Origin of the sequence: Methanomethylovorans sp., from assembly GCF_041447285.1 — an archaeon.
GTDB lineage: Archaea > Halobacteriota > Methanosarcinia > Methanosarcinales > Methanosarcinaceae > Methanomethylovorans.
Genome location: NZ_JBGMEB010000006.1, coordinates 276215 through 301048 on the forward strand (window position 1 = coordinate 276215; position 24834 = coordinate 301048).

Sequence of the window (24834 nt, forward strand, 5' to 3'; positions counted from 1 at the left end):
ACTTAAGTAGTGCGACTTATTATCTAAACAGAAAACGTATGTTGCATAAAAATGTGCATATGAAATTTGATATCACACAAACATGTTTACTCATATTTCATATGTCTGGGTATTAAGCACTGTAAGTTGCTTTAATCTAAACATTGGTAATTAAAGCACACAAAGTATATTGCAAAAAAATAAAGGGATAGGAGAGAAATGAATTCAGTTTATGCGATAGTTGTTGGTATCCTGTTGGGGATAATGATATTTGCCCTGAAAACAGGTGTTGGATGTGGTTTTTCCAATATCCGCAGAAGAGATATCTTGATCATTGCTTCTAGTTACTTTGTCATTTCCATAATACTTGGCAGCCTGATAGGATTGGTAGACCAATCCAATCTAGATAAGATAACCAGTATGGGCATAACCTTGCATGTGATTGTGGCACTACTCCTTATAGGTGCAGGGATTTACACCCAGAAAAAATGGACATGTGGGCATGACGTGTCAAAGCACACTTTCCTTTTCATTTCAGTACCATGTCCTGTCTGCCTTACAGCTCTTTTTCTATCCTGCATGATACTTGCTTCCACGCTCGGCTGGAGTGGGTTCAGGATCGGAGCTTTGGTCGGATTTGTCTTTTTCATCACAGTTGTAACTTCAAGCTGGTTATTCAGGAAAATGCATCGCACACCCGAAGACCTTGGGTCTGTGATGATGTTCCTTGGCATATTCTACCTGCTTGGTTCCATGCTAGTGCCAGCTTACATAAAATCCAAGCAAGTGGCTGCATCTAACATAGGAGGAGAAATTGACATAATTCCTCTGTTATTGATGGGGATTGTTGTCGGCTGTGGATATGTGATTCATACTTTGAAGGTGAGAAAAAATGAGTTTCTTTGATGTAATAAATAATATAATGAATACAATTTCAAATTCATTATTATTTCCAGTAGTTTTCTTATTGGTCGCATTATCTTTTATAGCATTGATTCTAATAGGTGAGTTTCTTTCTGAATATGCAAAAAGAAACAGGAATGTTAAAAATCTTGAAAGTACATGTTCTGAAGTGCAGACCAATGTACAACAAGCCAATTATAAAGCAGCAGCAGATGCCCTTAGAAAGATTAAGCAAAACTTTATTGTAACAAACTTTGCGCATGCTGCGGCTGGACACATGGAAAAGAACAGAACCGCTGCCATAGAATGGCTTTCACAGGAATATGAGATCAAGATGGCAAAGAAACTTGAGTTCACTCGTATCATTTCCACCATTGGCCCAATGTTAGGACTGATGGGCACTCTTATTCCTATGGGACCTGCACTTGTAGCTCTTGCGGGAGGGGATCTCTTGACCTTAGCTCATAATCTGATGATAGCATTCGCTACAACAGTTGTCGGTATTTTTGTCAGTGGTATTGCTTATATCCTGACTCAGATCCGAAAAAGGTGGTATTGGCAGGATATGGCGGATATTGATTATATCCTTGATACCATTGAGGTAAAAGCATGAGGCAAAGGCGCTATAGAAGAACAGGTTTGTTGAGAGATGAAGAGGAACGCAACCCCTTGGAAGGGGTTGCAAACCTTTTTGATACTGCAATGGTGTTTGCAGTAGCCCTTATGCTAGCACTCTTGATGTCATACAATTTGACTGACTTACTTAATCCTACGGAAAGTACAACTATTGTTAAAAATCCCGGGCAGAAAGATATGCAGATCATCGTAAAAGAGGAAGGTCAGCCCATTGAAGTAATGAATCTTACTGACCAGATCGGAGGAGGATCCGGTGACGTTCTTGGAACTGCATACAAACTAGCTGATGGAAGAGTGGTGTATGTGCCGGAGGATGGGAATAAGACAACTACTACTGCTACTACTTAATTTGCTAATTATAATGTAATAAAATTCGTGAAGGAAAAAACAGGGACGTAAATTGCAGTGGGCACTTCGGTACCGCCGCCAAGCAATGTATCCGAAGTGCTCAGCACACGTTATCGGAGGATAACATGCAACGAAACTATGGATTTACATTAGTATTAAGTGTATTGTTGTTAGCATCGCTTACAACAGTGGTATCGGCAGCCGGAGATAAAGTAAATATCACTTATATCGGATACAACCCAAGTGATGCATTGCAATCTGCAAGCCAGACAAATGTGTATAGCCAATATATAGACTACACATATATTCCGGCATACAATGCTTCATATTATGCAAGCGATGAATTACTTTCTGCTGTAGCAAGCGGATTTTTGGAAAAACAGGATGTCATATTTTGCGATATGGTTGGTAGCAAGGTCTACGGTTCCAATAATGGGGCAGTAAATGCTAGTTTGCAGGCAGCACATGGCAGCGGAACCTCATTATTAAGCATACGTACAAGCAGTGCACCATCGTATTTTGATTATTCTTCAGATGGCAAGGGCAACGATACTATCTGCACTTACTACAACAGCATGGGAACCATCGGTGACGGACTCACAAATGCAGAGAACTTGCTAATATATCTCGCAACAGAATACGGCAGCCTTTCTGAGGTTATGGATTCCACAGGTAACTCCACGGACAGCGGTTCAGCAGATAATAGTACTACCGGAGGAAGTTCTACAGGTACAGGAGATCTGAAGTTCCTGTTCATCCTGGGCACGGATTTCAATACTGCTGCCCTTAACAGTGCAGCAGCTGTATCGGATATATCTTCTGAATTAAGCACAACAGTTATTTCTAAGAGTGAAACAGTACCAGCGGATTTTGACTTTTCAGAATACTCAATGATATTCATTGAATCACAGCCTGAATCCTCTTTTGGAAATTGGAATACCAGCATAAATGCTGCTAAAGCCAATGGTGCTATGGTCATAGGTTACAACCTTTCTGATAATATTACTTTGCCAAATGTAGACCTCTATTCTGTCAATAACACTGATATCGAAAGATATTGGGTACAGGGCGGAGAGGCAAACATGGTTAACATGCTCAGGTTTATGGGCCAGAAATTCTCAGGTGCCTTTGCAGGACAAACTATTGCCGAACCAGAGATCTTGCAAGAAAAATTGAATGTTACTTACATCATCAATTCAGATACTAGTGTATATTATATGGACCAGGTGCTTGCTGAAAGAGCAGTTATCACAGACAGGTTCAATGTCAATGTGATGACAGCCTCAGAAGCCATAAACAGTTCCAGAGATCTCACCAATGAAGATGTTATCATGTTATACATGGTAGGAGCTAATGAGCTCCCTCAGATAAAGGACAGGCTTCTTGCTGCAAAGAATAACGGTGCACAGATCGGAATGTTCGGTATGCTGTCAGACGTTTATGGCATAGCAACGCTTGATATGTCTGTTTTTCCATACGTTGAAATGACCGATTATCTATTCAATGACGGCTACGACAATATGGAGAACTGGATCCGTTGTGTCGGAGCTACTCTTGAGAACGTTTATATTGAATACTCTTCTGCAGCTGATCCAGCTATTCCCGAAGATGGTATCTATCATCCGGATGCATTCCCAAGAATCTTCGCAAACAGCACCGAATATCTGGAATGGTATGCAGACCACGGTTACAATGCATCAGCTCCTACAATTGGAGTAATCGGTAACAAACTTGGTACCGCATCTCTTGAATATACTACTCAGGATGCCATTATCAGGGAACTTGAGTCAAGAGGATGCAATGTAATCTACACTACTTACGCTGTATGTACAGATGATGTGGATTATTTCACTAAGGATGGTGAAGTGATTGTTGACTCCATTATTTCACTGAAAGGTTTCTATCTCAACTATGATGACCATGAAAAGGGAATAGAATATCTCCAAAAGTACAATGTGCCTGTGCTTAAAGGAATAGAGGATTATTACCAGACACCAGATGAATATAATGAAAGTGTATTGGGATTGAGCACTGCTTCTATTCCATATCAGGTTACACAGCCTGAAATAGATGGTCTTACCGATTATATTTGGTTGGCTGGAAGGGTACAGGATGAGGCAACAGAGCAGTATTATTATCAACCAATTGCATCCCAGGTTGAATGGATATGTAACAGGGCTATAGCCTGGGCAGAACTTAGCAAAGAGGAAAATGCTGATAAGAAAATCACTATCCTCTACTATAACCATGAGGGCGGCAAGAACAATATAGGTGCCAGTTACCTCGACATTGGTTCAAGTTTCACTTTGCTTTTGGAAGATATGCAGGCAGCAGGCTATAACATCGGCAATGGAAGTGTTCCAAATGGAAGCGAGTTTATTGACCTGTTCATTGAAAGCAGGAACGTTGGTACATGGGCACCCGGAGAACTTGAAAAAGTCGTGCAGTCAGGATATGTAACCCTTCTTCCAGCGGATGAATATCTTGAATGGTATAACACATTGCCAAAGAGCGTGCGTACTGAAGTAGAGAACACTTGGGGAAGAGCTCCCGGAGATGTCATGACTTATGAGAATTCAAGTGGAAAATACTTTGTAATACCGACCATCCAGCTTGGAAATGTCAATTTTGTGCCTCAACCAATGAGATCAATACTTTCTGATGAATCACTTATCTACCATAATTCCTCTATACCTCCCACACATCAGTACCTTGCGACATATTTCTGGATCAATAACGTTTATGATGCAGATGCAATGATCCACTTTGGTACACACGGTACACAGGAATGGCTCCCGGGCAACGAGGTTGGATTGTGGAGATACGACTATCCGTCTATCATGGTGGCCGAGACTCCTGTGATATACCCATATATTATGGATAACGTGGGTGAAGGCACACAGGCTAAGCGCCGTGGTGATGCAGTCATAATAGATCACCTTACACCACCTATAATCGAAGCAGGACTTTATGGTGATCTTGCTACGATGAGCGAGAAGATCCAGAATTATCAGGATTCAAAGGGTGATAATGAAACCTCAATGACGGCTCTCTATCGTAACAGCACGATACAACTTTATGGTAATCTCAGTCTATCGGAAGACCTGGGAATCTCAACTAGTGAATTATATAATATGACAGATGATGACTTTGAGAACTTCCTGGATAGCGTGTTAGAGGATTATCTTGAAGATATGAAGTCGGAACTCATACCTTATGGTCTTCACGTATTTGGTGTGGCACCGGAAGGAGAAAAGCTAGTCTGCATGGTAAAATCCATGTTAGGCGATGACTTCACAGATCACATCTACAATGTGCTGGATAAAGACAACGGAACTGAGAATGACTGGCAAGCAGAGGCAGATTCAAATGCTGTGTTGCTTCTGAATGCAACGATTTTAAATGAAACAAATATTTCAACAGCTCAGGTAGACATTCTTGGTCTTACGGATGCCAATGTTACATCTGATCTGGAACTTGCAGCAAAATATGCCTATAATCTGTCTTTGACAACACGTGAGATAGACCAGACACTCAGGGCACTTAATGCAGAGTATATAGAGCCAGGTACAGGAAATGATCCCGTACTCAATCCAGATGCATTGCCCACAGGCAAGAACTTCTACAGCTTTGACCAGAGGACTATTCCCGATGCAGAGACCGAAGCAATGGGATCTGCCATTATAGATGATTGGCTTGAAACTTATTATGCAGCTAATGGCACATATCCTAACAAGGTAGCTTTTGTGATGTGGTCTGTCGAGACAATGCGCCATGAAGGTCTAATGGAAGCAGAGATTTATGCTCTTCTGGGAGTTAAATTGGAAAGGACCAGTGGAAGAATTACTGGATTTACGGTAATTCCTCAGGAGGAGATGACACATCCGAGAATAGATGTGCTGATGACAACTTCGGGACTTTATCGTGACACATTCCCATACCAGATAGAACTGATGGATAAAGCAGTACGTATGGTTGCGCAGCTCAATGAAACAAATGAGACGAACTACGTAAGGTGGAATTCGCTGGCAATAAAAGATGCAATGCTGGCAAGTGGCTATAATGAAAGCGTTGCGCACAATATCTCTATGTCAAGAGTATTCAGTGAGGCCACTGGCACATACGGTACAGGTGTTACAGAAGCTGTAGAAGCCAGTGATACTTGGGAGAATTCATCCGAAGTTGCTGACCTGTACATATCCAGGATGTCAAATGTTTATGGAGAAGATGTATGGGGAGTTAATTATGAGGATGTATTCGAACTGAACCTTGGAAATGTGGATTCAGCCATACACAGTGATACTTCGAACCTTTATGGTCTCATAGACAATGACGACTATTACTCCTACTTCGGAGCACTAGGACTTGCTGTAAAATCGATTTCAGGTGAATCTCCTTCAATGTACATAGCGGATCTTACGAGTGTTGACAATCCGGAGATCATCACACTTGGTGAAGCTTTCAGTGCTGAGCTGACTGCAAGGTACCTTAATCCTAACTGGATAACCGGTATGATGGAGTATGATTATGCAGGTGCCAGGGAGATAATGAAGACCGTAGAATATATGTGGGGATGGGAAGCTACCACTCCTGATCTGGTAACTGATTCGGACTGGAATAAGATATATGAAACGTATGTGTTGGATTCACAAAACCTTGGACTTGATGAGTTCCTAAAAGAAAATGCATACCAGTATCAATCCATAACAGCAAGAATGCTTGAAACAATAAGGAAGGATTCATGGGATGCATCTGATGAGGTAGTCCAGAATCTGGTGAAAGAATATGTTGAGTCTGTGGTGGAAGATGGGGTTACCTGCTGCCATCATACCTGCGGCAATCCTTCACTTGATGAATACATACAGGGTGTCATGTCCGTTCCGGGTGTGGTGGACGAAGAAACTGCGGCAGAGTACAAGAAACTCATGGAGGAAGCAACTACCGCGACTGAGACTGAAAGCAGTTCAAGCCACAGTAGCAGCAGTAGTTCCAGCGATAAGAAATTGGAGGTTACCAACCAGGCTACAACTTCCGGATCAAACCAGACTACTAATACCCAGGTCGGTGCAGGTGCGGACCTTAGCAAGCAGGCGCCTGAAACTCCCAAGTCTACTCCGGATAATTATGTAGAAGGCTATGAAATGACAAAGGAAACTGTTTCTCAACCTGAGAATAGCAACACTCCTACATTCTCAGGTTCGGATCTGGTAGCCTTTGTATTGGTAGTAGTTGCAGCAGGTGCAGTGTTCCTTGGATTTATGAGGAAGAAGAAAATGTAAATTTTTATGGCACTTTTCTAAATGTGCCGATACCCCATTTAGGCCGATGGCCTGGTAATTGGTTTGGCTATTTCCCTGCCTTTATCCAAAAGGTAGGTATATCCATACCTATTTTTGTGGGGAATATTTTTGAAATTTTAAGATGCAGCTTTTTGTTTATTGGTGTTGCTTGTAATATTGGGTAATATATTTTCAAAAGTGGAGCTAATGGTTGGCGTTATAGGATAAATAGCGAAGCTGATTCCATTTTTGAAAGGGATGGTACTATGAAATGGAGAGAATTACTATTGATGATCTGTATACTGGCTATGCTGTTCAGTATACAGATAGCAGCGGCAGATGAAAACAAGGTAAATGTTATGTATATTTCCTGGACACCGAATGCTGCTCTTGAAGCAGCAAGCCAGTCCATGGCATATAGTTCGGATGTAGTGTTCACTTATGTTCCTTCATTCAACACAACCACATGGTCTGGTCCAAGTGATGAACTGCTTGCAGCAGCAAATTCAGGGCTATTGATAGAACAGGATGTTATTTTCACTGATATGTTATCAAGTGCAGTTTTTGACCCTATGAATTCATCCTTTAAGACTGCAAAGGACAACGGTACTTCTTTTGTGGATATAAGGTCTCTGGGAACACCTGGTTACTTTGATTATGTATCTGACGGATCTTCAACAGAGCCAATTGATACCTATTATGCTAACATGGGCACAGGAACTGAAACCGAGGTGCAGAATGCAGAAGATCTTTTGACGTATCTGTGCAAGAACTATGGTAATAAACCTCAGATCACTGATCCCTGGGGAAGCAAAATACGCATTGTGTATATTGGTTGGCAGCCAAGCGCTGCTTTGGCAACCGCTGCAAATACTACCAGTTTCAATGATAGTATAGAATTTACATACATTCCTTCCTTCAATACTACCACATGGGCAGGTCCAAGTGACGAATTATTGCAAGCAGCTTCAAGTGGTTTGCTGCTACAACAGGATGTAATATTCACTGATATGCTTTCATCTGCTGTATTTGAACCTCTCAGTGAAACATTCCAAGCTGCTGATGCTGCAAATATATCTCTTGTGGACATCAGGTCTATGGGTACCCCTGAATATTTTGACTACATCTCCGATGGATCTACAACTCAGCTCATAGATACGTATTATAACAATATGGGCACTGCCACTGAGGATGAACTGCTTAATGCAGAGAATCTTTTACGTTATCTTGCGAAGGAATATGGAAATCATCCAGAAATCACTAGCCAATGGGATAGCATAAAAATTATGTATCTTTCTTTTGCAGCAAGTCCGGCTTTGGAAAATGCCAGTATGACCAATCCTTACAGCCAGAACATCGAATTTACTTATGTTCCATCCTTTAATGTCACTACCTGGGATGGTCCCAGCGATGAGTTACTTCAGGCGGCTTCAAGCGGTTTACTTCAGGAGCAGGATGTGATATTCTGTGATATGCTTTCCAGCAGCATCTACACTCCTCTTAACCAGAGCTTCTGGCAGGCACATGAATCAGGCACTGTGTTTGTAGATGTGCATTCCATTGATACACCGGGGTACTTTGATCATGTGTACACCGGTGATGAGAATGTCACATTGCTTAACTATTACAATAACATGGGTACAGAGACCGATGCTCAGTTAACAAATGCTGAGAATTTCCTTGTATACCTTGCCAAGGAATATGGTGGTAATTCCGAGCTTACTGCGGCTTGGGAAATAGGTGGCTCTAATTCTTCTGCTGTTCCACAGGTGGGACTTTATCACAAAGATTATTCAGGAAAATACTTTGAGACCACCCAGGAATATCTGGAATGGTATTCCGTAAATGACGGTACACATCATGTGTACGATCCCACAAAACCCACAATAGGTATGTGGTTCCATCGCGATGATATAACCAATGGGCAATTAGGAGTTGTAAACGCACTAATCTCTGACCTTGAAGGCAAGGATTGTAATGTCATTGTAGGATTCGATACATTTGATGACATAGTGAAATACTATTGTGATGAGAACAACCAGTCGCTGGTTCAGTGTGTCATATCCTTGAAAAGTTTCAGACTAAACTACTACGACAATGAGAAAGGAGAACGTGAATTAAGACAACTCAATGTACCTGTTCTCAGGGGTATTGTTGTAGATGAACCTGAGACAGTCGATCCTGCAGATGCTAACAGGGGCATACCTAATTCACAGGTAGTGAGGATGACCCTAGGTCCTGATCTTGATGGTATCTTTGAGTATATTGTCATAGGTAAGAACGTCTATGATTCTACAAACGGTACAAGTGAAGCTATTCCTATAGGCAGTCAGGTGGACTGGATAGGTAACAGGTCCATAAATTGGGCAAACCTCAAATCCATGGATAATTCGCAGAAGAAGGTTGCAGTAATCTATTACAACTATCCTTCAGGCAAGGACAATATCGGAGCCAGTTATCTTGATACTATTTCCAGCATGAGGCTCATGCTTCAGGAAATGCAGGATGATGGGTTCGATGTTACTTCAGTACCAGCAAACAATACAGAGTTGCTTGATATGATCCAGGCCCAGGGCATAAATGCAGGTTGCTGGGCACCCGGTGTACTCAATGAAATGGTTGAGAACAAAACATCATGGGGATTGCAGCTAATACCCATGGAAACATATCGCGAATGGTTTGAATCAGAGATCCCGCAAGATCTACGGGACGAGGTCATCGAGGAATGGGGAGCACCCTGGCAGGAAGACCTACCAGAAGACAAGAACCTGATGATATGGGAGAACGAGTCCGGTAAATATCTGGTGATACCTACTGTTCAGTTCGGAAATGTATGGCTTATGCCTCAGCCTGCTCGTGGTTTCATGCAGAGTGATGATACTTTGTATCACAGTAATCTAGTTCCACCGCCACATCAGTACATAGCCTTCTATCTGTGGCTTAACAAGCAGTGGAATGCAGATGCTATCATTCATCTGGGAACACATGGTACACATGAATGGCTTCCAGGACAAGCTTATGGTATGAACAGAACAGCCGAATGGTCTCCATTACTATTGCAAGACCTGCCAAATATCTATCCGTACATTGTTGCCAATGTGGGAGAGGGCCTTACAGCCGAATACAGAGGTAACGCTCTTATTATTGATCACATGACACCAACTCTGGAACGTTCGGGCATGTATGGGGAACTATCCAATCTGTCACGTTATATTCAGCAATACTATGGACAGGAGATGTCTACCCAGACGAAGAAAGGGTACCAGATGATCATTGTCGATGAAATGGTAAAAGCAAATCTCACTGTAGACCTGGAGCTGAATGTTTCGGAACTCTATGGATATAATGAAACGCTTTTTGATGTTTTTGTAAAGAACGTGCTACATGAATATCTGGAAGATATCGCAAGTGAGAACATACCTTATGGTATGCATGTCCTTGGAGAAGTACCAGCTTCGAATTCTACATCTCCTGATGGGGATGAACTTTCATGTATGGTACGTTCCATGATGAAAAGCTATTTAGAGGACAATGTCACAGCTGCTTATTATCCGACAGGTGATTATCCACTGGGCATACCGTACAATGATACGAAAGTAGATTCACTAGTATGGGAAGTTGTGACCAATGGCACTTCCGTTTCTGATGCAGAGAATCTGGTTTATGGTTACACCAATGAATCCGTTGCCAAAGATCTGGAACTTGGATTAGAATACAAACAGCGTTTGATTAATTCTTCTGTTGAGATGGACAGAGTAATCGATGCTTTAAGTGCCGGTTTCATACCTGCGGGTCCAGGTACTGATCCAGTAATGAATCCGAATGCTGTGCCAACAGGCAGGAACTTCTACGGAGTAAACCCTGAACTTTATCCGTCGGAAGCTACATGGAAACTAGGAGTAATGCTTGCGCAGGAAATGCTGGTGGATTACTACGAGGAACATGGGGAATATCCTACAAAGGTATCTTTCTCCAGATTCGGTGTGGAGTTCATTCGCGACCATGGTACTCTGGAAGCTGAAGCCATGTATCTGCTGGGTGTGAAGCCTGTATGGGATAGAAATGGTTATGTGGTTGGCGTGGAGCTCATACCTGAAGAAGAACTGCTTCCGAACTACGATACTTCCTTACCTGGAAGACCCCGCATTGACATAGTTTATGCAACTGCAGGTATGCGGGATGCATTCCCAAGCAAGATCAAAATGCTTGATGATGCAGTGAAACTTGCAAACACAGCTCCCTCCGTGAATTATCTCAACTATGTTAATACCAGCACACAGGCCATATATCAGGATCTTTATGAAAGCCTTCGTGGATCTTTTGATACCGAGGAAGAAACAGCTGCTATGGCTGAAACCCTTTCTACCATGAGATGCTTTGCGGTACAGGATGGAACTTATGATATCCTGGTTGGCGATGCAATAGAAGCAAGCGGCACCTGGGATAACGAGGATGAGATCGCAAATCTGTATCTTGAGAAGATGGGCTATGCATACGGTACTGAGCTGTGGGGATATCAGTGTCAGGAACTGCTCACATCCAATCTGAAGGAGGTAGATGCATCAGTTCATTCAGATTCTTCTAATCTGTATGATACCCTGGATAACGATGATTTCTTCCAGTATTTCGGTGGACTGAACCTTGCAACGAGGTATGTAAGGGATGACCACCAGACGCCAGAGATGTATGTTTCAGATACCAGGAATCCTGGTAATGCCCAGATGACCGGAATGAAGGAATATCTGAGCAAGAACCTGCGTTCCAGATATTTCAATTCCAAGTGGATAGAAGGTATGCAGGGATCTGGATATGCTGGTGGCAGAATGATGGCGGAGTTTGTGGACAATCTATGGGGATGGGAAGTTACCGATCCGGAACTCGTGGATGATTCCGTATGGAATACTGTCTATGAAACCTATGTCAATGAAGAAATGAACGAATGGTTCGATACAGAGAACGCTGGAGCTTATCAGTCCATCACAGGAAGAATGCTGGAAGCAGTCCGTAAAGGATACTGGGAACCTTCTGATGAGGTTGTGCAAAGCCTGACCCAGGAATACATGGAGTCTGTGGCAGAGAATGGTGCCACCTGCTGTCATCACACTTGTGGTAACCCTCTTCTGGACGATTTTGTACAGGGTGTGGTTTCTGTTCCAGGTGTTGTCAGCGAGGATTTAGTTCAGAAGTACAATGAACAGCTGTATAAAGCTACACTCCGCGATGAAGATACAGATTCAGCTGATTCATCTACTGAATCCACAAAGAGTGGAAGTTCCACAGGTTCTGCACAGGTGAAATCCACAGGTTCCGGCAACCAGACAACTCAAACAAATGCAGGTGTTGGAACAGATCTGGACAAAGCACCTCAGGAATCCATGAAATCAACTCAGGATCCGAATTATGTAGAAGGTTATGAGATGACAAAGGAAACAGTTTCTAAACCTGAAACTAGCAGTACTCCTACGTTCTCTGGTTCAGACATAGTAGCTTTTGTTTTGGTCGTAGTAGCAGCAGGAGCAGTATTCCTTGGATTCATGAGGAAAAAGAAAATGTGAAAATATATAGCAGATAGCTATCTGGTAAAGAATTATTGGTTTACACAACCTTGCATCTATTGCAAGGTTGTCCATTTTTAGTTCGCTTGAACAAATTGATTAATTTTTTGTAAGTGGTTAATTGTTAAAGTCATTCGTTAATCATTTTATAATTCCACATAAGCTGCTTTTTTGTTAATTATAATATTGTTACATCTATTCTCATTTCATTTATTATCTAAAAAGCAAATAGATATCTATATATAATGGTCAGTTTTTGCTTATACTCATAATATCCGTTTAGAAATAAATCATACTTATCTCTAAATACAACTGATATGTTACTGTGATTTAGTAACTCTTCTTTACTCAATTTAGATTTAATTGATCGTAATAGCAAAACAAATACGGTGGTTAGCTTGAAAACAACAATAGGAACCGTTCATAAAGAAAGAATACTTGGAATTTTGATCGCAGTATTATGTACTGTGATCTTACTTTTGCCGTCATGTATGGCCGCACCTGATGACAACAATACGACAGACAGCTTAGAAACCAATCTGATTTTTGTCAGCAACATCACAAGCGATGCAGACGGTAATTTCGTATTTACAGATGTTCCAAATGGTAATTATGTAATCAAATCTGTGATTTACAGTACTGCAATGAGTGGCATGTGGCTCACGAACGTGACTGAAATTACCATAGAGGGTGGGCAATCAGTGGCTGATCTTAATCTTTCCATGAGGAAGAACGATGATATCGATCACGAAGATATATTATCTGCCCTTCAAACTGCAACGGTATCAGGAAAGACAGTTTCAAAAACAGGAGAGAACAGGACAGATGTTGATATTGTCCTTACCCTCGAAAATGGCAGTTTCTATGCCAATACAACCAGTGATCAGTATGGAAACTTTGTTTTCACCGGCATACCTGATGGAAATTACGTTCTGAAGTCGGTTATTTATAGCACTGCAATGAGTGGCATGTGGCTCACAAATGTTACCAGCATCACCATAGAGGATGGTCAATCTTTAGCAGACTTAAGCCTTTCTATGAGAAAGAACGATGATGTTGATCATGAAGCCATACTTACTCTGCTGGACAGCGCAAGTACGCTGAAAAAAGCAACTATATCCGGTAAGACTATATCCAAAACAGGCGAAGGCAGGGCTGATGTGAATGTGGTTCTTTTTAAGGAGATATACACTGCCTCAAATACTGACTTATCCAATGCACCACATTTGAACGTAGCTATAATAACGGGATATTCTAGCCACGATGCACAACTTGCTGACTTTGTCTCAAGGGTGAACAGTAACACCAACTTAAATATCACGGCCAGTTACTATCTTGCAGACAAAATCAGTGGTAATGAGGATATTAGCCAGATGGATATCATTTATGTCAACATGTTTACTCAGACAGCTTACAAACTTCAGGAGACAGTTAATGCTGCCATTGCAAATGGTTGTGTGGTGATTGGATATAATACATACCTTAATGAAAGTATACCCTTCATTCCATCCAGTTTCACTGATGAGGAATCTTTTAAGTCATACCTTCAGGATTATTGGCTAAACGGTGCTTCTAATGCTGAGAATTTTGATAATCTGATTTTCTATCTTGCTACTGAATACTACGGAAGGACAGATCTGGATGTCCAGGAACCTATTGGTCCTCCTGAAGGTGCCATATATCATCCTTCTTTGACAGGTACATCTATGAATTTATTCACTAACAGTAGCAGTGAATACTTCCAATGGTATGCCAATCGGACAGATGGGCACAGCTTCGATGCCGCTGCTCCTACTATAGGTATTGCATTCTACAAGTCTTACTATCCCCTTGATATGGAACCTGTGAACAAGCTTATCGAAGGATTTGAAGCAAGGGGTGCCAATGTAGTTGCATGTTATGGTTCTTCAACTGATCCCATGGACGATTTCCTTAATCACAGTGCTGACACTAAGGTAGATGTGGTCATATCGTTCCTTTACCGTGGCAATTATTTTGACATCAACAAGTTGAATGTGCCTGTTATTAATGGTGTCTTAAACGGTTACATGGATCTGGAAGAATGGAAGAATACTACTACTCCGATCCCGGTGCAATATATGCTCAGGCTTTATGGTCCCGAGACCATGGGGCTCATTGATCCGATTATGATAGCTGCCGAGGAAAATGATACCTTGTCAGGTACGGAAATTTATGCCTCTGAACCCTCGCAGGTGGAGTGGCTGACAAACCGCACTTTAGCCCAGGCTGAGCTTGGAGAAAAGGACGAAGCAGACAAGAAAGTAGCCATTATCTATTACAACCACGGAGGAGGGAAAGACAACATCGGTGCATCTTATCTTGAAGTTGTGCCTAGCATACGCAACCTGCTGGTGGCTATGGCAGATACCGGATATAATGTGGATACTAGCAAGATACCCAACGAAACTGTGTTAGTAGATTTGATTGTACATCAGGGTACTAATGTGGGTGGCTGGGCTCCGGGCGAACTTGAAAGACTTGTAGAGAACGGCAGTGTTGAGCTTATTCCTGAGGCCACCTATGAAGCCTGGTTCGATGACCTGCCTGAAGAAAGAAGAGAAGAGGTTACATCTGTCTGGGGCGAAGCACCTGGAGATGTCATGGTCTACACAGCTGGCAATGGCAAAAAGTACATTGTGATCCCGAAGATAGAGGTAAGCGATAATGTTATCCTTGCACCGCAGCCCACAAGGGGATGGCTGGAGAACAATGAGGTATTATATCATGATTCAGAGCTGCCTCCACATCACCAGTACATAGCTTTCTATCTGTGGCTGCAACATGAATATGGAGCAGATGTAATGGTTAATATAGGTCGTCATGGGACTGTTGAATGGCTGCCCGGAAAGGACTTCTGTCTCCTTAGTGAGGAATGGCCTGCAATCATGACAGGGGACATACCTGTGATATACCCTTATGTAATGGATGGTATGGGAGAAGGTATGCAGGCCAAGCGCAGAGGCAATGCAGTTATTATCGATCACTTGATACCACCTGTTATATCTGCTGGCCTATATGGTAATTACAGTGTACTTAGCAGTGAGATAACTACTTACCAGACATCTACTACGGAGTCCGAATCACTAAAACATTCTCATTTGCAGGGGATCATTGGTCTGGTGATTGACCTGGGAATTGATGAACAAGTAAATATGACGCTGGCGCAGGATAACGAGACTATTGATGATTTCCTGGATGAAGTTGATGATGTTCTGTCTGATCTCAAAGGTCAATCTATGCCTTATGGCCTACATATACTTGGGGAAGCTCCTCAAGGAGACGAGCTTGTAGGAATGGTCAACTCCATGTTAGGTGATGATTTTTCCACACTTGTTGCAGCATATAACAATTCGGAAAACGCATCAAGTGAACTTCTATCAAAAGTTATTCTTGAGAACATGAGTTCCAGTGATGCCCAAATGCAGGTGTTGGGTGCTACTTCCACAGATATAGACGGCCAACTTAATACTGCACTCAATTACACAGAGTTGCTCTCTGAGTCAGATAATGAGATACAACAGATACTCAGGGCTATGGATGGAGAATATATCGAAGCAAATATTGGAGGAGATCCGGTACTTCGTCCTGAAACACTTCCATCTGGCAGGAACTTCTATGCTTTCGATGAACAGCTCCTTCCAACAAAGCAGGCATGGGAGGAAGGCAAGGCTCTTGTTGACCAGTGGCTTGCGGAATACTATGCAGAGAATGGTAAATATCCGACTAAGGTAGGATATATTCTCTGGGCAGGAGAATCAACACGTCACGAAGGTGTAATGGAATCCCAGATATTATACCTCCTTGGTGTAGAACCTGTATGGGATGATGGTAATGAAGTTACGGGCATCCAGCTGATGAATTCATCAGAACTGGGAAGACCGCGTATAGATGTAATAGTGCAGATCTCTGGTCTCTACAGAGATACTTTCCCCATGAAGGTAGAACTCATTGACCAGGCTGTCAGGCTTGCCTACGAGCAGGAGGAACAGGATAACTATGTACGCATAAATACAGATGCTTTGCAGGCAGTACTTAATGAGACAATTCATGACGGAAACCTCTCTCTTGATATTGCACTGTTCAGGGTATTTGGTCCAGCTGACGGAGCCTATGGAACCGGCATGGCTAATGCAGCATCTGCAAGCGATACATGGAATAATAGCACAGAACTTGCAGAATTGTACATCAACAAGATGAGTTATGTTTACGGAGAAAATATCTGGGGGCAAACTATAGCTGATTACATTGAGCAGCAAACTGGCAAGTCAATAGACGTAGACAATTCTTTGATCTTTGAAAGCAACCTTAATGGAACACAAGCTATTTTCCACAGCAGGAGTTCGAGTACGTACGGTTCACTGGATACAGATGATTTCTATCAGTATATGGGTGGATTATACAATGCTGTCACGTATATATCTGGCACTGCTCCGGATACGTATGTAGTGAACCTGCAAGATCTTGACGACCTGGAAATAGAAACACTTCAAACCTACATTGCAAATGAACTCTATGCGAGATACTTTAATCCTACCTGGATAAGTGGAATGCAGGAACATGGTTTTGAAGGTGCTAAGGAGATGGAGAGCTTCCTGGAAAATCTCTGGGGATGGGAAGCTTTGGATTCCGAGCTTATAAGTGACGATGTATGGAATAGGGTCTATGAGACATATATGGATGATGCCGAAATGAGTGAATGGATAAAAGGCAATAATCCATATGCATATCAGGCTATGACTGCCAGGATGATTGAAACTGTCAGGAAAGGTAATTGGGAACCATCTGAAGAGGTGCTGAAGAGTCTTGTGCAGGATTACATTGAATCTGTTGTCGATAACGGAGTCACATGCTGTCATCATACCTGTGGCAACCTGCTGAATAATGAATTCGTGTCAGGTATTGCCTCCACTTTGGGTGTAGTAAGCGAGAGTCAGCTTGAGGAATTCCTCAGAATTGAAGAAGAAGCTACCAGCAGTGATAATGTACAGTTGGAATCCTCGGATGATAATACAAAATCCGGAGGGGGTAGTTCTACCGGAACAGCTAATGTAAAGGAATCTGGAAGTGGTAACCAGAGTGAACAGTCAGATGCAGGTGTTGGCACTCTGGCTGAGCAGGAGCCTGTAATGAAAACCACTGCAGAGGATAACTATGTTGAAGGATATGAGATGACCACGGAGAAGGTGGAAAATAAACCTGAATCTTCTTCAATAAGTTTCTCTGGTGCTGATATTGTAGGTGCTTTGTTAGTCCTGTTAGCTTCGTGTGCTGTGTTTGTAGGATTCATGAAACGGAAGAAAATCTGATAAAGGCTGTTTCTTTTTTAATGCCTTTACAACAAATAAGCATGAATTAAAAATACATCCAAGCGCAGAATACTCATTGAACAGATGATTTTCGTTAATGAGTGCTCTGCGCAAACCGATTACTTGTTCTAAGTAGTTTTCATATTTTTTCTTGTTATTAATTCAATAATATGAAATATAAAATATAATTTAAGATTACTTACTTAAACTCTTATGACATACCCCAGAAAGCATATTGATAATAAATTGATCTTTCTTTGGGAAGATTATTCACAATTATTTACGGTTAAGGGGTACAATGAACTGTAAAGGACAGATTCAGCAATTGATTAGTTTTGCAATAATTTTACTAATTTCAAGTATAGTCGTATTTGGTTCTTTGTCTGTAGCAATTGGAGAAGAGAACACAAATAATGCAAATCAGGCAGAGAGCGTGACTGTAATTGACAATTCAAATCTGACTGAAGAACAGCAAAAACTAAGTAGTGAACTTCTTGATGATGTTCTCGGTTATAATGACATTAATTCAGAAAACGTTTATACCAATTCTCTCGGGTATTCAACGGATGTAGTGGATCAATCCGCAGAGCAGCTTGTATTTGTATACATCAGCTTGCTTCAGGGTGAACAAACATCGGTAATAGATCCATATGTATGGAATGTTACCAGCAGAGATGAGGAACATTCACTTGTTGCTGCCTGGGTAGATGTAAGCAGGCTAGAAGAAATTGCTTCTCTTGAACAAGTCCGTAATGTAAGAACAGTTGTACAACCAGTGGTAAATGTTGGTTCTGCTACTACTGCAGGAGATGCCATTCATCGAACAGATGTAGTGCGTTCGAGCTATTCTCAAAATGGTAATGGCATAAAAATAGGGGTAATTTCTAATGGTGTAGATGCTATTTCTAAAGCTCAGGCTTCAGGGGATCTTCCTTCGGATGTTACAGTACTGAGTAATGGTGTTGGGGGTAATGAAGGCATTGCCATGATGGAGATCATCTATGACATGGCACCCGGCGCAAAATTATACTTCCATGATCACGGAAGTAGTGTATATGAATTCAATGATGCTATTGATGAATTAATAGCTGAAGGCTGTACCATTATAGTAGATGACATTACCTGGCCCGATGAACCGTTCTTTGAAGACGGTGTCGTGGCACAGCATGTTGCTGAAGTAATAGCAAATAACAACATTGTATACATATCTTCTGCAGGTAACTCAGGGGGGAGACATTACCAGGGCATATTTGGTGATGATGGTAGTGGTTATCATGACAAGATATTCACTCTTCCCGCAGGTTCTTCTTACCAGTTGTTCCTTCAGTGGGATGATCAGTTTGGCTCTTCTGCTAATGATTACGATCTTTATGTGATGGATAAGTCTGGAAAGACGATCGCTTATTCCACGAATATTCAGAACGGCAATAGCGATCCTTTAGAATGGACTGTTACTCCTTATCTTACAGAACCGGCTTATATAAAGATTAAAAATCGGGATGGTACTGCACAGCAGCGTACTCTTGAAATGTTCATATATCCCACTTCTGGTGTGAGCTTAGACAAAACCAATCTTACCTCCGCAGATTCTATATTTGGCCATCCGGCAGTGACAGATGCTATTGCTGTGGCAGCAATATCTGCCAATGATCAGGGTCATGATCAAGTAGAATCATATTCTTCAAGAGGCCCTGTAACTATTACATCTCCGACTTCCACTACACGGCAAAAACCAGACCTAGCTGGTGTTGATCGTGTAGCTGTCACCGGAGCAGGCAATTTTGGTACAATCTTCTCCGGAACCAGTGCATCAGCGCCCCACATAGCAGCAGTGGCTGCACAGATTTGGGGATATGATAAAGATATGTCAGCCGCTGAAGTGCGCAGCATATTATATGAAAGTGCTGAAGATGTAGAATCTTCCGGTTTTGATTACCTTTCAGGATATGGAAGAGTGGATGCACTTAACGTTTTCACAAGTTATGTTAATCGTGCTCCTGTACTTGCAGCTGTTGAAGACCAGGAGCTAAATGAAACCGAATCAATAGAAATTAACCTCATAGCTACTGACATGGATGGGGATGATCTGACATATTCCACAGACGCTTCATTTGGTACTCTCACAGGTAATATCTTTTCGTGGACTCCTACTTATGATGATGTAGGAACCTATACAGTTCAATTTTCAGTAACTGATGGAGAGCACACAACTTCTAAAGCAGCAATTATAAAGGTTAATAATGTCGACAGAGTACCGGAACTTGAAGCTATCGATAACAAAGCGATAGACGAGAATAGTCTTCTGGAATTTGCTGTTTCAGCTATTGATCCAGATGGCGATGTAATCGTATACTCTGTAGCAGGTTTGCCTTCAGGTGCTGTATTTGATGTTAATACAGGTGTGTTCAGTTGGACTCCATCCACTGAAGCTGCTGGAAATTATCAGGTAACATTCACTGCAGAGGCTAATGGTCTTAGTGACTCGGAATCAATTACAATTACAGTTGGTGACATTGGTAGTGCACCACAACTGGATCCAATTGGTAATAAAAATCTGAATGAAAACGAGCTGCTTGAATTTGTTATTTCAGCTACTGATCCAGAAGGCGATCCAATTACATATTCTGTTGCAGGTCTGCCTGGGGGAGCTACGTTTGATACCGGCACAAGAACATTTAGCTGGAGGCCAGATTACAACGATTCTGGTTCTTATTCCTTAGATTTCATTGCAGAAGCAGGTAATCTGACAGATTCTGAGACAGTTATTATCACTGTAAACAATGTTGACAGAGAACCGGAAATGAGTGCTATAGGCAACAAAGTGGTAAACGAGAATGAGACACTTAGTTTCCTGATTTCAGCTACAGATATCGACAACGATGTGATTTCATATTTGGCTGTCAACTTGCCCTCTGGAGCTAATCTTAACAATGTAACAGGTGAATTCAGCTGGGTTCCAACTTATAGTGATTCTGGTGAATATAATGTGGATTTCATAGCCACATCAAATGGTCTGATCAAATCTGAAAATGTAGTGATAACAGTTAATAATGTAGACAGGGCACCGGAATTTGCTGCCATAAGTGATAAAGAAGCAGATGAAAACCAGCTTTTGACTTTCAACATCTCAGCTACGGATGAGGATGGAGATATTGTTGTGTATTCTTCAGACTCGCTTCCAGAGGGTGCAGTGTTGGATACCGAAACCGGTGATTTCAGCTGGACACCGGGTGCTGACGGAAATTATGAAATTACTTTCATTGCAGAATCTAATGGGCTTACTGATTCACAGACTGTAACAATCAATGTGCTCGATTCAGCCCCGCTCATTTCCAATCTTGAAGAGAAAGACGTAAGTTCAAACTCTATAACTTTAGCATGGACAAGTTCTGAGGATGTGTCTTTAGTTGAAGTGTACAGAAATGCTACTATCATTGGAAATGTAACAGGATCAGTATCACAATACATAGATAATAACCTGAATAGCGATACCACTTATGAATATTTGCTAGTGCCTTATGATATCAGCGGAAATAAAGGCACTGCACTAGGCATTATTCTTCACACTTCCACTTCATCCTCCAGTAACAGCGGAGGCGGGGGAAGCAGTAGTAGTAGTACTAGTTCCAAGAAAAGCAGCAGTGGTGGTGGAGGCGGAAGCTCTGGTAGTATTGAGGACTATGAAAACATAGCCTTCAAAGATGTTGATACCGAATATGTGGGAATAGATGCTAATGTCACTTACGAGTTTAATGGAGAGGGTAACGATATCCTTGCAATCAGTTTCCATTCTCTTAAGAACTCAGGTGAAATCACTTCTTCTATTGAGGTACTTAGTAATAAATCTAAGTCAGTAAGCAGTGACTCAGAAGGTATTATATATAAGTATTTAAATATATGGGTGGGCAAATCTGGTTTTGCTACAGCCTCTAACATAGAGGATGCAAGGATCAAATTCAGAGTTTCTAACTCATGGATAGAAGAAATGGGTGTAAGCTCTGAAAATATAAGATTGCAGAGATACAATGGAGATGAATGGGAAGTGCTGCCCACAACTTTGGAAAGCAGTACCACTGACTATTCAATATTTGAATCAACTACACCTGGATTTTCTCCATTTGCAATTACAGCTGAAAAAGTTCTGGCTGCTCCTGTAAGTAGTGATACAGAGTCAGAGCCTACTCAGATTGAAAATACCGGTCCGATAGAAAGTCAACCTGAAAAGTCCAACATCTGGACAATTATAATATCCATGCTTGCAATCGCATTGCTTGTTGTCGGATATTCCTATCTGAAGAACCGAGATAATTAATTCGGTAACCCCCTGTACGCATGCACAGGGGGTCAAAAGTAAAATGATGATTGACAAAAATCAGAGTGTCGGAGAAGTATACAAATTCTTACAGTAATCAAAATCCTCTGTATTGAGGAGCTGGTGATAAAAGTGCAAATCAAAGTAAGTAGATCAGTCCATTTTGGGCTAATGTTGTTGATTTTGATGGCAGCAACTGGGATATGTTCTGCAGCTAACGTAAATGTGGATATAGTTAATCAGTTTGGTGAGGATATTTCAGATGTTGCTGTGGATGGAAGTTATGCATACATAGGTCAAGGCGAGAATTTTGTTATACTTGATATAACCGATATTACGAATATTTTTGAGATAGCTCGGATCACTGCTCCTTCAGGCATAGAAGGTATTGCGGTATCAGGTACTAATGCATACTTGGCTGATGGTGAAAGTGGCATTGTTATCCTTGATGTTAATAATCCTTCATCTCCTGTCATAGTGGACAGTTATGCTACAGAATACTCTATTCTTGATGTTGCTGTATCAGGCAATTATGTTTATGCAGCCGATAGTAACGATCTTATTATTGTAGATGTCACTACTCCTTCCTCTCCCACTCTTGTAGGAAGTTATGAAACCATTGGCTCTGCAAATGGTGTTGCAATTTCAGGTAATTATGCTTACATAGCCGATGATAGCAAAGCAATTTTTGACGGCAGCAATGGCCTTTCTATTGTAGACATTTCAAATCCAACTTCTCCTACTCTTGCAGGAACTTATGCTGATGTTTACGCATATGATGTAGCTGTATCGGGAAACTATGCTTACGTGGCAGATTCTAGTGGGCTTATTATTCTGGACGTAAGCAATCCATCATCACCGACTCTCGCTGGAAGATATTCAGGTAGTGGGGATTCAAACGCTGTGGCTATTTCGGGCAATTATGCATATTTAGTTGACTATGGAGGCCTTGTGATCCTGGACATTAGCAATCCCGCTTCTCTTCTTAATATGGGAAGTTACGGTGAAGAATATGCATCTGATGTTGATGTGTCGGATGGTTATGTTTTTGTTGCTGATTACAGTAATGGTCTTGTTGTTGTTAAGCTGGGCAATTCCTCAGGGACAACTGTCTCAGATGACAACTCTACTACAGATGATGATGGGACTGATGTAAGACCTTCAATTTCGGAAATAGGGGATAAATCAGTCAATGTGAATGAATTGCTGGAATTCACAGTTTCAGCGACATCTTCGGATGGTAGTGAGATTACATACTCTGCAAGGGGTCTGCCAGATGGTGCTACTCTTGATGAAACAACAGGTGATTTCAGCTGGGTTCCAACTTCTAGTGATGCAGGTGAACATTTTGTCACATTTGATGCACAATCTAACGGTCTTGCTGCTTCGGAAACTATAACAATCACTGTTTCTGGTTCAGCTGCTAGTTCTGAAGGATCGGATATTTCGGAGCTTTCAGGAAGTGGAATTAGTTCAAGCTCCATAACATTGACATGGTCTAATTCTGCAGACATAGCTACTGTGGATTTGTATCGTGATTCAGTTCTGATTGGAAATGTAACGCTCCCTACTTCAACGTATATAGATACTGGTTTGGCCAGTGATACCAGTTATTCTTATTCCTTGTTGCCACATTACAGTAATGGAACACAAGGAATTGTAGCAAGTATCACTTTAAGTACTTCTTCCTCATCATCTTCTTCTTCCGGCAGTGATAGCAGTAGTGGAGGAAGTAGCAGTAGCGGAGGAAGCAGTGGAAGTAGTAGTGCAAGCAGCAGTACTAAGAGTAGTAGCAGTGGTGGCGGAGGCGGGGGCTCAGGTAGTGCTGAGAACTTTGAGAATATAGTCCTTAAAGATGTCAGTAATGAATATCTGAAAATCGATTCCAATGTTACCTATGAATTCTCAAGGGAAGGTAATCCTATAGAGTCTATTAGCTTTTATTCTCTTAAGAACTCAGGTGAAATCACTACTTCTATAGAGGTTCTGAAGAACCAGTCACAGTTTGTAAATAGTAGTCCTGAAGGGCTAATCTATAAATACATCAACATCTGGGTCGGTAAATCTGGTTTTGCTACAGAATCTAATCTAAAAGATGCACAGGTGAAATTCAAGGTAAACAGTTCGTGGATCGAAGAGATGGGTCTAAGCCCTGAAAGTATAAGATTGCAAAGATATGACGGAACTTCATGGGAAGTGCTGCCTACAACTTTGCAGAATGAAACAGCGGGATATTTAGTATTTGAATCACAAACTCCGGGATTTTCTCCGTTTGCCATTATCGGCGATAAAAATACTGGAGCCTCATTGAATACAACGGATACAAATCTAAAGACTCTGGAGTCAGAAACTCCCTCTGGTGCTGTTCCAACAGAAAGTCAAAGCAGTGCTCAAACACAGCCAGAGAAATCCAATATGCTGGTCCCTGTTATGGCAATACTGGGAATTGGGTTGCTTGTGGTTGGATATCTCTACATGAGAAGAAGTTAAATCAA

Annotated in this window: 8 protein-coding genes; all 8 read left to right on the forward strand. The window is 41.6% G+C overall.

Annotated elements, in window-relative coordinates:
- Positions 1 to 198 precede the first annotated feature (198 nt).
- The 8 genes from ACC612_RS04150 to ACC612_RS04185 all read left to right on the forward strand — a co-directional run bounded on the left by ACC612_RS04150 (position 199) and on the right by ACC612_RS04185 (position 24829).
- Complete coding sequence (locus ACC612_RS04150; protein ID WP_371853209.1) at positions 199 to 885, forward strand: DUF2162 domain-containing protein; 687 nt, start codon at positions 199 to 201, stop codon at positions 883 to 885.
- The gene (locus ACC612_RS04155) at positions 872 to 1495 is read left to right on the forward strand and encodes a MotA/TolQ/ExbB proton channel family protein (protein WP_371853210.1); all 624 of its coding nucleotides are present in this window, start codon (positions 872 to 874) and stop codon (positions 1493 to 1495) included. The genes ACC612_RS04150 and ACC612_RS04155 overlap by 14 nt, the downstream gene beginning before the upstream one ends.
- Entirely contained in the window at positions 1492 to 1866 is a 375-nt protein-coding gene (locus ACC612_RS04160; protein ID WP_371853212.1) for a DUF2149 domain-containing protein, read from the forward strand. The genes ACC612_RS04155 and ACC612_RS04160 overlap by 4 nt, the downstream gene beginning before the upstream one ends.
- A 125-nt stretch (positions 1867 to 1991) precedes the next feature.
- On the forward strand, positions 1992 to 7145 hold the full coding sequence (locus ACC612_RS04165) for a cobaltochelatase subunit CobN (RefSeq protein WP_371853213.1): 5154 nt from the start codon (positions 1992 to 1994) through the stop codon (positions 7143 to 7145).
- Between the two features lie 266 nt (positions 7146 to 7411).
- Positions 7412 to 12700, forward strand: a complete 5289-nt coding sequence (locus ACC612_RS04170; protein WP_371853214.1) for a cobaltochelatase subunit CobN — start codon at positions 7412 to 7414, stop codon at positions 12698 to 12700.
- 398 nt (positions 12701 to 13098) lie between these two features.
- Positions 13099 to 18027: a cobaltochelatase subunit CobN gene (gene cobN / locus ACC612_RS04175; RefSeq protein WP_371853215.1), complete on the forward strand. Its 4929-nt coding sequence runs from the start codon at positions 13099 to 13101 to the stop codon at positions 18025 to 18027.
- Between the two features lie 298 nt (positions 18028 to 18325).
- Complete coding sequence (locus ACC612_RS04180; protein ID WP_371853216.1) at positions 18326 to 22339, forward strand: putative Ig domain-containing protein; 4014 nt, start codon at positions 18326 to 18328, stop codon at positions 22337 to 22339.
- A 132-nt stretch (positions 22340 to 22471) separates the two neighbouring features.
- A complete protein-coding gene (locus ACC612_RS04185) occupies positions 22472 to 24829 on the forward strand; it encodes a PGF-pre-PGF domain-containing protein (protein WP_371853217.1) in 2358 nt (785 codons plus the stop codon).
- Positions 24830 to 24834 lie beyond the last annotated feature (5 nt).